The organism is Brevundimonas sp. (assembly GCF_003248455.1).
In the GTDB taxonomy this organism is placed as follows: domain Bacteria; phylum Pseudomonadota; class Alphaproteobacteria; order Caulobacterales; family Caulobacteraceae; genus Brevundimonas.
This window is the reverse complement of sequence record NZ_QFNM01000002.1, coordinates 83,510-96,133: the sequence shown is the minus strand read 5'-3', so window position 1 is coordinate 96,133 and position 12,624 is coordinate 83,510. Positions and strand designations below refer to the sequence as shown.

The 12,624-nt window shown below is 68.3% G+C and carries 12 protein-coding genes; 6 read left to right on the top strand and 6 right to left on the bottom strand.

From position 1 onward, the window contains the following. Window positions 1–3 precede the first annotated feature (3 nt). The 3 genes from DI624_RS01100 to DI624_RS01090 are packed head-to-tail and all read right to left on the bottom strand — an operon-like array spanning window position 4 to window position 2,401. Entirely contained in the window at window positions 4–912 is a 909-nt protein-coding gene (locus DI624_RS01100) for an NAD(P)/FAD-dependent oxidoreductase (protein ID WP_291535521.1), read from the bottom strand. After that, on the bottom strand, window positions 909–2,066 hold the full coding sequence (locus tag DI624_RS01095) for a DUF1176 domain-containing protein (RefSeq protein ID WP_291535520.1): 1,158 nt from the start codon (window positions 2,064–2,066) through the stop codon (window positions 909–911). The genes DI624_RS01100 and DI624_RS01095 overlap by 4 nt, the downstream gene beginning before the upstream one ends. Further along, the gene (locus DI624_RS01090; protein ID WP_291535519.1) at window positions 2,063–2,401 is read right to left on the bottom strand and encodes a DUF2945 domain-containing protein; all 339 of its coding nucleotides are present in this window, start codon (window positions 2,399–2,401) and stop codon (window positions 2,063–2,065) included. Before DI624_RS01090 ends, DI624_RS01095 begins: the two co-directional genes overlap by 4 nt. 178 nt (window positions 2,402–2,579) lie before the next feature. Between DI624_RS01090 and DI624_RS01085 the strand changes: the two genes are divergently transcribed. From DI624_RS01085 to DI624_RS01075, 3 genes are all read left to right on the top strand, one after another. Then, complete coding sequence (locus DI624_RS01085) at window positions 2,580–3,800, top strand: NADP-dependent isocitrate dehydrogenase (protein ID WP_291535518.1); 1,221 nt, start codon at window positions 2,580–2,582, stop codon at window positions 3,798–3,800. Window positions 3,801–3,970: 170 nt separating this feature from the next. Beyond that, on the top strand, window positions 3,971–4,543 hold the full coding sequence (locus DI624_RS01080; RefSeq protein ID WP_291535517.1) for a DUF2939 domain-containing protein: 573 nt from the start codon (window positions 3,971–3,973) through the stop codon (window positions 4,541–4,543). A gap of 34 nt (window positions 4,544–4,577) precedes the next feature. Continuing rightward, window positions 4,578–5,132 carry a DUF2939 domain-containing protein gene (locus DI624_RS01075; RefSeq protein ID WP_291535516.1) on the top strand — a complete coding sequence of 185 codons (555 nt, stop codon included), beginning with the start codon at window positions 4,578–4,580 and terminating at the stop codon, window positions 5,130–5,132. A 148-nt stretch (window positions 5,133–5,280) separates the two neighbouring features. Here DI624_RS01075 and alaS read toward each other — a convergent pair whose 3' ends face one another. The 3 genes from alaS to DI624_RS01060 all read right to left on the bottom strand — a co-directional run bounded on the left by alaS (window position 5,281) and on the right by DI624_RS01060 (window position 9,759). After that, window positions 5,281–7,953 carry an alanine--tRNA ligase gene (gene alaS / locus DI624_RS01070; protein WP_291535515.1) on the bottom strand — a complete coding sequence of 891 codons (2,673 nt, stop codon included), beginning with the start codon at window positions 7,951–7,953 and terminating at the stop codon, window positions 5,281–5,283. 268 nt (window positions 7,954–8,221) lie between these two features. Next, window positions 8,222–9,088 carry a pirin family protein gene (locus DI624_RS01065; RefSeq protein WP_291535514.1) on the bottom strand — a complete coding sequence of 289 codons (867 nt, stop codon included), beginning with the start codon at window positions 9,086–9,088 and terminating at the stop codon, window positions 8,222–8,224. A 53-nt stretch (window positions 9,089–9,141) separates the two neighbouring features. Further along, window positions 9,142–9,759 carry a hypothetical protein gene (locus DI624_RS01060; RefSeq protein WP_291535513.1) on the bottom strand — a complete coding sequence of 206 codons (618 nt, stop codon included), beginning with the start codon at window positions 9,757–9,759 and terminating at the stop codon, window positions 9,142–9,144. A 206-nt stretch (window positions 9,760–9,965) separates the two neighbouring features. On the opposite strand from DI624_RS01060, the gene sdhC reads away from it, so the two are divergent. From sdhC to sdhA, 3 genes are read left to right on the top strand one after another with little or no spacing between them, the layout of a single operon-like run. Further along, complete coding sequence (gene sdhC / locus DI624_RS01055; protein ID WP_291535512.1) at window positions 9,966–10,430, top strand: succinate dehydrogenase, cytochrome b556 subunit; 465 nt, start codon at window positions 9,966–9,968, stop codon at window positions 10,428–10,430. Then, a complete protein-coding gene (gene sdhD, locus DI624_RS01050; protein WP_291535511.1) occupies window positions 10,427–10,831 on the top strand; it encodes a succinate dehydrogenase, hydrophobic membrane anchor protein in 405 nt (134 codons plus the stop codon). The genes sdhC and sdhD overlap by 4 nt, the downstream gene beginning before the upstream one ends. 7 nt (window positions 10,832–10,838) lie before the next feature. Further along, on the top strand, window positions 10,839–12,623 hold the full coding sequence (gene sdhA, locus DI624_RS01045) for a succinate dehydrogenase flavoprotein subunit (RefSeq protein WP_291535510.1): 1,785 nt from the start codon (window positions 10,839–10,841) through the stop codon (window positions 12,621–12,623). The last annotated feature ends 1 nt before the right edge of the window (window position 12,624 follow it).

Genomic DNA, 12,624 nt, shown 5'->3' with positions numbered 1-12,624 from the left:
TCTTCAGTCGGGAAGGGTTTGGCCGTCCATGCGACGCAGGCGGTTGTGGATGTCGGTGGCGGCCACGGCGGCCTCCGCCGTCGCCACCGCGATCTGATTGAGCCCGCGCACGACGTCTCCGGCGGCGTAGAGGCCCGGCACGCTGGTCGCCTGATGCAGATCGACCTCCAGCCGGCCGTCGTCGCTGAGGCGCGCGCCCAGCCCGCGGGCCAGTTCGGCGTTGGGCGATGCGCCCAGGGCGGAATAGACCAGGTCGAACGCGCGCGTTTGGCCGCCCCAGGTCAGGGCCGTCACCCGGTCCTTTTCCAGCACCACGGCGTCGAGGGGCGCCAAGATGACCTCCACGCCCAGCCGCTGAAGCGCCGCCTGGCGCGTCAGGGCCTCGGGCGGGCCGATGTGAATCAGCGCAACCCGGTCGGAATAGGTGCGCATGAAGGCCGCCTCGCGCGCGCCCTTGTCGCTGTGGCCGATCACGGCGACGGCCTTGTCCGTCGCCTCGTAGCCGTCGCAGATCGGACAGATGCGGACCAGCGACCGCTGGACGGCGCGCTCGACGCCCTTCAGGTCGGGATGGCGGTCGACCACGCCGGTCGCCAGAAGGACGGCGCGGGCGCGCACCGACCGCCCGTCGATGCGGGCGACGAAACCCTGCCCCTCCTTGGCCAGTTCCGCAACGCGATCGGCCGTGACGACGGCGCCGTATTCCCGGGCCTGTTCACGCATCCGCTTCAGGATATCGGCGCCCGAAATGCCCGCCGGAAAGCCGGGCATGTTGTGGCTGACGGGTATCCAGCTGGCGCGCGGCTCTCCGCCGTCCACGACCAGGGTGTCGCGCCTGAAACGGCCCAAATAGGTCGCCGCCGTCAGGCCGGCCGGACCTGCCCCGATCACCAGGACCTCGGGGTCGGTCATCGGGTGCGCCAGGCGACGGGCCAGAGGTCGGCGGGGACGCCGGCGCATTCGCCCATGACGCTCTCGCGGCTGAGGACGAAACGGTTTCCAGTCCAGGTCCAGGTCTGAAGCGCGCCGCAGTCGCCCAGGCCTCGTCCCTTGGCGAAGGCGGACAGGGTGCGGGTCCTGGGATCATATTCGCCGTTGACGGTGCTGTTGTCCGGCCGTTCGGGGTCGGCGCCCGGCCCCGAGGTTCCCGCCAGGACGGCGGGGCGGGGATCGCTGCCGCCCGGTCCGGTCACATACCAGACATGGGTGACGTTGTAGGCCCCGGCCCCGCATGGCGCGGCCCACAGCTCGGTCCGGGCGTCCAGACGGGCGGACATGACCATGTCCCTGACGGCCGGCATGGACGATTGCTTCAGACAGTTTCCGACCTCGGTTCGCATGCGCAGGGCGGCAGGCAGGCTTTGGCCCGTATCTCCGAAGCCGGACTGATCGACCGCCGGCGCCGGCGTGACGACGGGCGGGGACGACGCGGCGGGCACGGCCGAGGCGGGGCGGCCGCCGCGGCGGATCAGGGCGGTCGGGGTGTTCAACCGGCCCTGCTTCTCGTCGATCCACAACAGGGCGGCGGCGGCGCCGTTCAAGGAGACGACTTGGGTCGAGGCGGCGCGAATGGTCATGGCCTTGCCCTGGATCATGGCGTCGATCAGCGGGCGGGGATCGCCTGCGGCCAAGCCGATGGGGGCCTCCGCCTCGGACGCGGCGTCCAACGTCGCCGGATAGCTGCGGCCGTCGATCACCAAGGCGACGGTTTTCGCCGCGCCCGCCTCGGCGTCGGGCCAGTAACCGAAGCGGATGTCGGGCTGCGCCTCTGGTCCCGCCGCCAGTGCGATCCGCACCCAGCCAGCCGCGAACTCGGGCGCGAAACCGAACGCCCAGCAGGTTCCGTCGTTGCCGCAGGTCGCGCTCCAGTCCCGGAACTGGCGCGTCTCGGCGCGGGTTCGAAGCACGGGCGGGGGTTCGGCCGGAGCCGCCCCGGACGGCGCGGCAGGCGCGGAAGGGGCGGGCGAGCGGGCGGCCTGTCGATCGCCGCAGGCGCTCAGGGCCAGCGCAGACGCGGCCAGGACGGACGCTGGCGAAGCGGGGCCAAGGCGGAAGGCGGCCGTCATCTTTTCCTCAGCGCCGAAGGCTTGTGGGCGGCGCGGGCGCCGGTCCTGTCGCTCTCGACGACATATTCGGGATTGTCGATGGAGGCGGCGACCCTATGGCCCTCGATACAGGTTTCGGAGACGACCTTCCTGATCACCCGGCCGGTCGTCGCGCCCTGGCTGTGGTCCCATCCGACGCGGTCGCCCGCCTTGAAACGCTTTTCCGCCATCTCGGTCCCCTCCAAGCTTTCGTGTTCAGCGATCAGACGCCGCATCAGTTCCGCATCCACCACCGGCGGGGCCTCGCAGAAGGCCAGGATCCATCGCTCCACCAGCGCCCGCTCCTCATCCGTCATCCTGTCGTCCGTCGCCATTGATCGGACCGACACAAACCCTGGCGGCCGGAACAGTTCAGACGCCGGCCCGAGGCCTTTTCCGGGCAGGGTTAACGGAGGCCGGGGTTTGCGCCGGCGCGCCGCCCCGCTATACCGCCGCCACGATATTCCTTCCCTCAGTCACAGGCGGACCGCACGCATGGCCAAGATCAAGGTCGAAAACCCCATCGTCGACATCGACGGCGACGAAATGACCCGCATCATCTGGCAGATGATCAAGGACAAGCTGGTCTTCCCGTTCCTGGATCTCGAGCTGGACTATTACGACCTGGGCATGGAGCACCGCGACGCCACCGACGACCAGGTGACGATCGACGCCGCCCACGCGATCCAGAAGCACGGCGTCGGCGTGAAGTGCGCCACCATCACCCCGGACGAGGCGCGGGTGAAGGAATTCGGCCTGAAGAAGATGTGGAAGTCGCCGAACGGCACCATCCGCAACATCCTCGGCGGCGTGGTCTTCCGCGAGCCGATCATCTGTTCGAACGTGCCGCGCCTGGTTCCGGGCTGGACCCAGCCGATCGTCGTCGGTCGTCACGCCTTCGGCGACCAGTACAAGGCCACCGACTTCCTGATGCCGGGCCCCGGCACCCTGACGATCAAGTTCGTCGGCGAGGACGGCGAAGTGATCGAGCACGAGGTCTACAAGGCCCCCGGCGCCGGCGTGGCCATGGCCATGTACAATCAGGACGCCTCGATCCGCGAGTTCGCCCACGCCAGCTTCGCCTATGGCCTGCAGCGCAACTACCCGGTCTATCTGTCGACCAAGAACACGATCCTGAAAGCCTATGACGGCCGCTTCAAGGACCTGTTCCAGGAAGTGTTCGACGAACACTACGCCGCCGAGTTCAAGGCGCGGGGCCTGACCTATGAGCACCGCCTGATCGACGACATGGTCGCGGCCGCGATGAAGTGGTCGGGCGGCTTCGTCTGGGCGTGCAAGAACTACGACGGCGACGTGCAGTCGGACGTGGTGGCGCAAGGCTTCGGCTCGCTGGGCCTGATGACCTCGGTCCTGATGACGCCGGACGGCAAGGTGCTGGAGACGGAAGCCGCCCACGGCACCGTGACCCGCCACTATCGCCAGCACCAGAAGGGCGAGGCCACCTCGACCAACTCGATCGCCTCGATCTTCGCCTGGACGCGCGGTTTCAAGCACCGCGCCAAGCTGGACGGCAACGCCGCCCTGGACCAATTCGCCGACACCCTGGAGAAGGTCGTCGTCGACACCGTCGAGGCCGGCTTCATGACCAAGGACCTGGCCCTTCTGGTCGGCGACCAGCAGGGCTGGCTGACCACCGAGGGCTTCCTCGACAAGGTCGCCGAAAACCTGAAGTCCGCCCTGCCGGACGTTGGCTGAGGCGCGCAGGCCCCTCCGCACAGCATTGCCGGCAGGACGCCCAAACGTCCTCAAGCAGCGCGAAGCGCGGTAGGATAAACAAGAATGAGCCCCGCCGGAGCGATCCGGCGGGGCTTTTCGTTGTGCGAAGGCCCGGGGCGTGCATGATCGGCGATAATGAAGGAGCGTTCGTGAAGCGGCTGTTCGGAAACCTGGTGCTGGCGGCGCTCGCCTTGGCGGTGCTGGCCTTCTTCGCCGCGCCGGCGGTGGGGTTTTTCGCCATCCGTTCGGCGGCCGAGGCGAACGATGTCGCCGGGCTTTCTCGGCTGATCGACTTCGGCGCCGTGCGGCAGTCGCTGAGGCCGCAACTGGCCGGGCGGCCCGAGGCCCTGGCCCCAGCGCCCTCCTTCCTGGAAGACCCCATCGGCGCCTTCCGTCGCCAATTGGACCAGCAGAACCCGTTGCAGCGGCAGCCCGACGTGAACGCCTACCTGACGCCGGCGGCCCTGTCGGCCCTGCTGCGGGGCGAGGGACGATACGCCAACCAGCAGACGCAGGCCGCGGCGACGACGGGAACCGCAGCCCGCAAGCCCTGGCCGCGCCCGGCCTATTGGAGCGTCAACCGGGTGCGGATGGCGGTGGCCGACCAGGGCGGGTCGCGAACCCTGTTCACCTTCGAACGGCGAGGGCCGTTCGAATGGAAGCTGGTCCATATCGGCCTGCCCGGGGACACGTCGCCGTCCGCGCCGGCGGTTCGTCCGTGAGCCGCCGCGCCGTCCGTTTTGCGAAGGAGGGGTCATGACCCGCAAGATCGTCACCGGCGCCCTGATCGCCGCCGTCGTGGGTCTGGCGGTCGCCCTCTTCGTCTCGCCCTTCCTGACGGCGCAGGCAATCGTGCGGGCGGCGCGGGCCGGCGATGCGGCGGCGCTGGAGCGGCAGGTGGACTTTCCCGCCTTCCGCGCCAGCCTGAAGAGCGAGCTGAACGCGCGGGCGGGGCTGGAAATCCGTGATCGGGCCAAGGGCGACCGGGGACTGGCGGCGCTGGGGATGCTGCTGGCGCCGCCGCTGGTCGAAGGCGCGGTCGACAACTTCGTCACGCCCCAGGGCGTCGCCGCCTTGGTCCGTTCGGGCGAGACGCCGCAGCCCGAACGCCCCGTGCCCGCCGACGACACCCCGGCGGCGCCCAAGGACAAGGTGCGCCAGTCCTGGGCCTATCGCGGACTGAACCGCTTCGCCGTGACCGTGACGCGCGATGACAAGCCCGATGACGAACTGGTTCTAATCCTGGAACGTCGAGGACCGTTCAACTGGAAACTCGCCGGCGTGGACCTGACGCCCGATCCGATGATGTAAGCCGCGAAACCGCACTGCAACTTCGAAAACAGTGCGATGTGCAAGAAGCGCGATTTCGAACCGACTAAAAGTCGGGTGCGTCTCGCGCGACCCGACCTGCCTACCGGCCCTCATCCGACCCTTCTCCCTGGAAGAAAGGGCGGACATGTCAGCCGTTCAGAGCCGCTCGTACGGCGGCCAGACCGTCCTCGGCCTTGGAGCCGTCCGGGGCGCCGCCCTGGGCGAAGTCGGGCTTGCCGCCCGCGCCCTGGCCGCCCATGGCGAGGACGGCGGCGCGGGCCAGGTCGGCGGCGTTGACCCAGCCTTCGCCTTGGCCGGCCAGGTCCGAGGTGACGGCGACGGTGACGGCGGCCTTGCCCTCGGTCACGCCGATCAGGGCGACGACGCCCGAACCGACCTGTTTTCTGAAGTCCTCGGCGACGCCGCGCAGACCCTTGCCGTCCACCCCGTCCAGAACGCGGGCGATCAGCTTGACGCCGTTGATCTCTTCCGGCGCCGAAGACGCGCCCGAGCCGCCGCCCAGCGCCAGCTGCTTCTTCAGCTCGGCGACCTGTTTCTCCAGCGTCTTGACCGAGCCTTGCAGAGCCTCGACGCGGGCCGGCACGTCCAGCGGCTGGATCTTGAAGTCGCGGGCCAGATTGCGGGCGACCTTGGCCTGGGATTCCAGATAGAGGCGGGCGGCCTCGCCGGTCAGAGCCTCGATGCGACGGACGCCGGCGGCGACGCCGGTTTCCTGGATCACCTTGAACAGGCCGATATCGCCGGTGCGGGCGACGTGGGTGCCGCCGCACAGCTCGACCGAATAGGGGGCGTTGCCAAGAGCCGCTTCTGGGACCAGCGAACGGCCGAGCGTCAGGACGCGGACCTCGTCGCCGTATTTCTCGCCGAACAGGGCGATGGCGCCGGCCTCGATGGCGTCGGCGGGGGTCATCAGCTTGGTCTCGGCCGGGACGTTCTGGCGGATCACGGCGTTGACCTCGGCCTCGATGGCGGCCAGCTCGTCCTCGGTGACGGGAGCCGAATGGCTAAAGTCGAAGCGGGCCCGTTCGGAATCCACCAGTTGGCCCTTCTGGGCGACCTGCGGGCCCAGGACGTTCTTCAGCGCCGTGTGCAGCAGGTGGGCGGCCGAGTGGTTGGCGCGGGTCGTAGCGCGCTTGTCGGCGTCGACGAACTGGGCGACGCGGGCGCCGATCTCGAGCTTGCCGGCCGTGATCTGGACCGACAGGACATGCAAATCGCCGGCGTGTTTCTTGACGTCCAGCACCTCAGCTTCACCGCCCGGCCATTCCAGGGTTCCCTGGTCGCCGGTCTGGCCGCCGCTCTCGGCGTAGAAAGGGGTCGTGTCGAACAGCACCTCGACGATGTCGCCGGCCTCGGCCGCCTCGACCGGCGCGCCGCCATTCATGATGGCCAGGACCTCGCCCGAACCCTCGACCGCGTCGTAGCCGGTGAAGACGGTCGGTCCCATCCGGTCGCGCACGGCCAGCCATTCGCCGGCGTTGGCGGTCTGGCCCGAGCCCTTCCAGTTCTCGCGCGAACGCTGGCGCTGCTCCGCCATGGCGGCCTCGAAGCCGTCGACATTGACCGAGAAGCCGCGACGACGCGCCTCGTCCTGGGTCAGGTCCAGCGGGAAGCCGTAGGTGTCGGACAGGGTGAAGGCCGTCTGGCCGTCCAGCATGTCGCCAGGACGGAAGCCCTGAACCGCCGTGTCGAACAGGGCCATGCCGCGGCCGAGCGTGGTGCGAAAGCGAATCTCTTCCTGCTTCAGCGTGTCCTCGATGAAGGGCTGGGCGCGGGCCAGTTCCGGATAGGCGTCGCCCATCTGGGCGACCAGGGTCGGGACCAGACGGTGCATCAGGGGGTCCGAAGCGCCCAACAGGTGAGCGTGGCGCATGGCGCGGCGCATGATGCGCCGCAGCACATAGCCCCGACCCTCGTTCGAGGGCGTCACGCCGTCGGCGATCAGGAAGGACGAAGACCGCAGGTGGTCGGCGATGACCCGGTGGCTGGCGGCCTGATCGCCGTCCGACTTGGTCGAGGTGAGGTCTTCGGACGCCGCGATCAGGGTCTTGAACAGGTCGGTTTCGAAGACCGAATGCACGCCTTGAAGCACGGTAGTCATCCGCTCCAGCCCCATGCCGGTGTCGACGCTGGGCTTGGGAAGGTTGCGAACGATCTGATCGTTCTCCTTCTCATACTGCATGAAGACGTTGTTCCAGATCTCCACGTAGCGGTCGCCGTCTTCGTCCGGGCTGCCGGGAGGGCCGCCGGGGATCTTGTCCCCGTGGTCCCAGAAGATTTCGGTGCAGGGGCCGCAGGGGCCGCTGTCGCCCATGGCCCAGAAGTTGTCGGCGCCGGCGATGCGGATGATCTTGTCGTCGGAAAAGCCCGTGACCTTCTTCCAGATGGCGGCGGCCTCGTCGTCATCGATATAGACGGTGACGAGCAGGCGTTTGGGGTCTAGGCCGAAGTCCCGCGTGACCAGCGTCCACGCCCGGTCGATGGCGTGTTCCTTGAAATAGTCGCCGAAGGAGAAGTTCCCCAGCATTTCGAAGAAGGTCAGGTGGCGGGCGGTGTAGCCGACATTGTCCAGGTCGTTGTGCTTGCCCCCGGCGCGGACGCATTTCTGCGAGGAGGTGGCGCGCGGATAGGGCGGCTTGGCGGCGCCGGTGAAATAGTCCTTGAACGGCACCATGCCGGCGTTGACGAACAGCAGGGACGGATCGTTCTGAGGCACCAGCGGGGCCGAGTGCACCTTCTCGTGACCGTCGGCCGCGAAGAAGTCGAGGTAGGTGGCGCGGATCTCGTTCAGGCTGGGCATTCGGCGTGTCTTCGGCTGGGGCGGTCGCTAGGAACGGCGTCATATAGGGTTTTGGCGGGGAGCGCATCACCTGCGCGGGATGGGGGTTTGGGCGCCACAAGATCCTCCCCCAAGGAGCGCAGCGGAAAGGGGGAGGGGGACCGCGCGTAACGTGGTGGAGGAGGCGAAAATCGCACGATGCTGGAAAGAGACATTCGACATCGACGATGCGGTCGCCCCCTCCACCGCTTCGCGGTCCCCCTCCCCCGCTGGGCGGGGGAGGATGACTTCACACCCTCGGCGGCGGGCCGAACTTGCCGGATTGGTAGTCCTGGATCGCCTGGATGATCTCGTCGCGGGTGTTCATGACGAAGGGACCGTGGCTGAAGACCGGCTCGCCGATGGGTTCGGCGTGGCCGAGCAGGACGACGGCGTCCGTGCTCGCCGTGATCTGCACCGCGTCGCCGTCGGACAGGCCGGCGAGGTTCCATTGCGGCACGGTGCTCCCGGCGACCGCAATCTCGCCTTTGACGACATACAGGAAGACGTTGCGGCCGGGGGCGACAGGGGTCTCGAACGTCGCGCCGGCGGGCAGGCGGACGATGGCCAGATGGACGTCGATCAGGGACTGGATCGGCGCCTTGACCCCCAGCCAGTCGCCGGAGACCGGCTCCACCGTGACGCCGTCGGCGGTGGTGAAGGTCGGGATGTCGGCCTTCTGCAGGCCGATGTAGTTGGGCCGGGTCATCTTCAACCGAGACGGCAGATTGACCCACAGCTGCAGGATCTCGATCGGCCCGCCGTCACGCTTGAAATCGACCGGCGATAGTTCGGCGTGGATCAGGCCCGAGCCGGCGGTCATCCACTGGACGCCGCCCGCCTCGATGACGCTCTCGCCGCCGCCGGAATCGTTGTGGGCAAGTTCGCCCTCCAGGATGAAGGTGACGGTCTCGAATCCCCGGTGCGGATGGGGACCGAAGGGCAGGCCGGCGTTGCCCGGCGCATAGGTCTGGGGCCCGTGATGGTTCAGGAACAGGAAGGGATCGATCTGGTCCAGACCGGGACCCGGCACGGGTCGGCGCGTGATCAGGTCGCCGATGTCGTCGCGATGGGCGGGATGCAGACGAAGGACGGGACGGGGCGTGATCTCGGTCATTCGTCACATATAGGGTGGCGGATACGCGCTGACCAGTTCAGGCCGCCGCATAGTCAGCCGGGACGCGAGACCGCGACCGGGCGGGCGCGGCCGTTCTGGACCAGCTCGCCGCTCCAGCCCTGAGCGGCCGCGCGAAGGTGCAGTTCGCCGCCCGCCAGGGGCAGGACCGTGGTCGCGCCCACGACAGCGGCTGGACCCGCGGGACCGCCCGGGACCGGGGCCGCCCGCTCGTCCAGCCGGCGCCAGGCGCCCTCGACGCGCCGCCCCTCGCCCCGGTCTGTCAGGGCCAGGGAGAGAAGCGGCCGGCCGTCCGGCGCCGCAACGCGCCAGCGACCGTCCAGCGGTCCGGCGCGGTGGTCGGCGTCGATCTCGGCCTGGGCCACGCCCTGGTCGTAGGCGGCCTCGCCGTCGCTGGGCGTGACCTCATAATCGCCGACATAGGCGTCGACGGCGACTGGCCGGATCAGAGGGCCGCGGCGCCGGTCGCCTCCGGCGTCGCCCTCGGCCTCTGCCTCTCGACCAAAGTCGGAGGGCGGCTCGAACGGACGGACCGTGGGGGCCTGGTAGGTCTCGGGCGTGGCGTCCAGGCCGGCCGCCTGAAGGGGAACCTGCAACCCGGCCTGGGGCATGGACGCCAGGGACACGGCCGCGAGGAAAGCGAACAGGATCATGCGTCTAACCTGCCAAATCACACGCCGGCTCGCCTAGAGGTCGGACGTCTCCGCGCGAAAACGTGATTCGAATGCGGGGCGAGGGCGACAAGCGTAACAATCGCCCGATCTGACCCGCCGTGCGTTGACACCGGCCCCTCCGGGTCACAAAAGCCTTCGCAACCGCACACGGCGATTGAATTCATTCGCTTTTGAGAACCATTCGCATGACCCAGCCCAGCCCGAAGCCGGGTGGCGCAACAAACGACCGAACGGGTCGTTTCGTCACCCAACCGAACGGTCATTTCACTCCGCTTTCTCCGCACATGCAGGTCTGGCGCTGGCACGTGACCATGGCCGCCTCCATCCTGTTCCGCGCCACGATCATCGCCGCGACCGTGGGCGTTCTGTTCGTGGTCGGCTGGCTGGCCGCCCTGGCGTTCGGACCCGAGCGCTACGACGGCTTCCTGCGGCTGGCCGGATCGCCGCTGGGCCTGTTCGTCGGCTTCGGCCTGACGGCGGTGCTGTTCTCCTTCATCCTGAACGGCGCGCGTCACACCTATAACGACACCGGAAACGGCCTGACGGTGAAGTCGGCCAACATGCTGTCCAGCATCGCGGTCTGGGCGCCGGTCCCGCTGGCCGTGTTGTTCTGGATCGTCCTGTTCGCCGCCGGGAGGGTTTCGCTGTGAGCGGCGCCGCAAAGTTCAAGAACAACGTCAAGGTTTCCGAGCGTCACGGCGCGGGCGAATGGTTGACCGAGCGGGTGCTGCTGGTCGCCCTTCTGCCGCTGGGCCTGTGGGTCGCATCCACCAGCTTCACCCTGGCGGGGGCGGGCTATGACGCCGTCATGGCCTGGTTCGCCAATCCGTTGAACGCCGCCTTGATGGCGATCACGGCGGTGGTCTTCTTCGGCTACCTCAGCCTGTCCTGGAAGGTGATCCTGGAGGACTATGCGCCGAATGCGGGGACGCGCGGCCTGTTGGTCGCCCTGCTGAACCTCGTCTTCGTCGTGCTGGCCGCCGCCAGCGTCTTCTTCATCGTGCGGCTGGCGCTGGGCTCGGCGCCGCTGCCCGCCGGCTTCGGAGCCTGATTTACTGATGGCTGCATACGAACTGATCGATCATGAATACGACGTCGTCGTCGTCGGCGCCGGCGGATCCGGTCTGCGCGCCGCCCTCGGCGCCGCCCAGCAGGGCCTGAAGGTCGCCTGCGTCACCAAGGTCTTCCCGACCCGCTCGCACACTGTGGCGGCGCAAGGCGGCATCTCCGCCTCGCTCGGCAATATGGGCGAGGACAGCTGGCAATGGCACATGTACGACACCGTCAAGGGGTCGGACTGGCTGGGCGACCAGGACTCGATCGAATATCTGGTCCGCAACGCGCCCAAGGCCGTCTACGAGCTGGAACACTGGGGCGTGCCCTTCTCGCGCACCGAGGAAGGCAAGATCTACCAGCGCGCCTTCGGCGGCATGACCCGCAACTTCGGCGAAGGCCCGGTGCAGCGCACCTGCGCCGCCGCCGACCGCACCGGCCACGCCATCCTGCACACCCTGTACGGCCAGTCGGTGCGCCGCGAGGTGAAGTTCTTCGTCGAATATTTCGCGCTGGACCTGATCATGCAGGACGGCGCCTGCACTGGCGTGACGGCCCTGCAACTGGACAACGGTCAGCTTCACCAGTTCCGCGCCAAGATGGTGGTTCTGGCGACCGGCGGATACGGCCGCGCCTATTTCAGCGCCACCTCGGCCCACACCTGCACCGGGGACGGCAACGCCATGGTGCTGCGCGCCGGCCTGCCGTTGCAGGACATGGAGTTCGTGCAGTTCCACCCCACCGGCATCTACGGCGCGGGCTGCCTGATCACCGAGGGCGCCCGCGGTGAAGGCGGCTATCTGACCAACTCGGAAGGCGAGCGGTTCATGGAGCGCTATGCGCCGACCGTGAAGGACCTGGCCCCGCGCGACATGGTCAGCCGCTCCATGACCATCGAGATCCGCGAAGGCCGCGGCGTGGGTCCGAAGAAGGACCACATCTTCCTGCACCTGGACCACCTGGATCCGAAGATTCTGCACCAACGCCTGCCAGGCATTTCGGAAAGCGCCAAGATCTTCGCCGGCGTCGACGTGACCAAGGAGCCGATCCCGGTTCTGCCGACCGTCCACTACAATATGGGCGGCATCCCCACGAACTATCACGGAGAGGTGCTGACGCTGCGCGACGGCGACCCGGACAGCGTGGTTCCGGGCCTGATGGCCGTGGGCGAGGCGGCCTGCGTCTCGGTGCACGGCGCCAACCGCCTGGGCTCCAACTCCCTGACCGACCTGGTGGTGTTCGGCCGCGCCGTCGGCCTGCGCTGCGGCGAGGTGGTGGACAAGACCGCGGCCGTTCCTACCGCGCCCAAGGCCCAGATCGACGCCCACATGGCCCGGCTGGATCGCTTCCGCTACGCCGACGGCTCGACCCCGACCGCCGAACTGCGCCTGTCGATGCAGCAGGCCATGCAGGCCGATGCGGCGGTGTTCCGCACCGGCAAGACGCTGGAAGAGGGCGTCCAGAAGCTGCGCGCCATCGACGCGGCCGGCGCCGACATCAAGACGACGGATCGCGGCCTGATCTGGAACACGGACCTGATGGAGACCCTGGAGTACGACAATCTGATCGCCCAGGCCCTTGTCACCATCGAGGGCGGGTTGAACCGCACGGAGTCGCGCGGCGCTCACGCTCGCGAGGATTATCCGAACCGCGACGACGTCAACTGGATGAAGCACACCCTGGCGTGGAGGCGTCCGGGCGAAGGGGTCCAGATCGACTACCGTCCCGTCCACAACTACACCATGTCGGACGACATCGCCTATATCGAGCCGAAGGCGCGGGTTTACTAAA

Excerpts from the sequence above, each read along its gene's own strand:
- DI624_RS01085 (WP_291535518.1), top strand. The coding sequence starts at position 2,580 with ATGGCCAAGATCAAGGTCGAAAACCCCATCGTCGACATCGACGGCGAC.
- sdhC (WP_291535512.1), top strand. The coding sequence starts at position 9,966 with ATGACCCAGCCCAGCCCGAAGCCGGGTGGCGCAACAAACGACCGAACG.
- DI624_RS01095 (WP_291535520.1), bottom strand. The coding sequence starts at position 2,066 with ATGACGGCCGCCTTCCGCCTTGGCCCCGCTTCGCCAGCGTCCGTCCTG.
- DI624_RS01075 (WP_291535516.1), top strand. The coding sequence starts at position 4,578 with ATGACCCGCAAGATCGTCACCGGCGCCCTGATCGCCGCCGTCGTGGGT.
- DI624_RS01100 (WP_291535521.1), bottom strand. The coding sequence starts at position 912 with ATGACCGACCCCGAGGTCCTGGTGATCGGGGCAGGTCCGGCCGGCCTG.
- sdhA (WP_291535510.1), top strand. The coding sequence starts at position 10,839 with ATGGCTGCATACGAACTGATCGATCATGAATACGACGTCGTCGTCGTC.
- DI624_RS01090 (WP_291535519.1), bottom strand. The coding sequence starts at position 2,401 with ATGACGGATGAGGAGCGGGCGCTGGTGGAGCGATGGATCCTGGCCTTC.
- DI624_RS01060 (WP_291535513.1), bottom strand. The coding sequence starts at position 9,759 with ATGATCCTGTTCGCTTTCCTCGCGGCCGTGTCCCTGGCGTCCATGCCC.
- DI624_RS01065 (WP_291535514.1), bottom strand. The coding sequence starts at position 9,088 with ATGACCGAGATCACGCCCCGTCCCGTCCTTCGTCTGCATCCCGCCCAT.
- alaS (WP_291535515.1), bottom strand. The coding sequence starts at position 7,953 with ATGCCCAGCCTGAACGAGATCCGCGCCACCTACCTCGACTTCTTCGCG.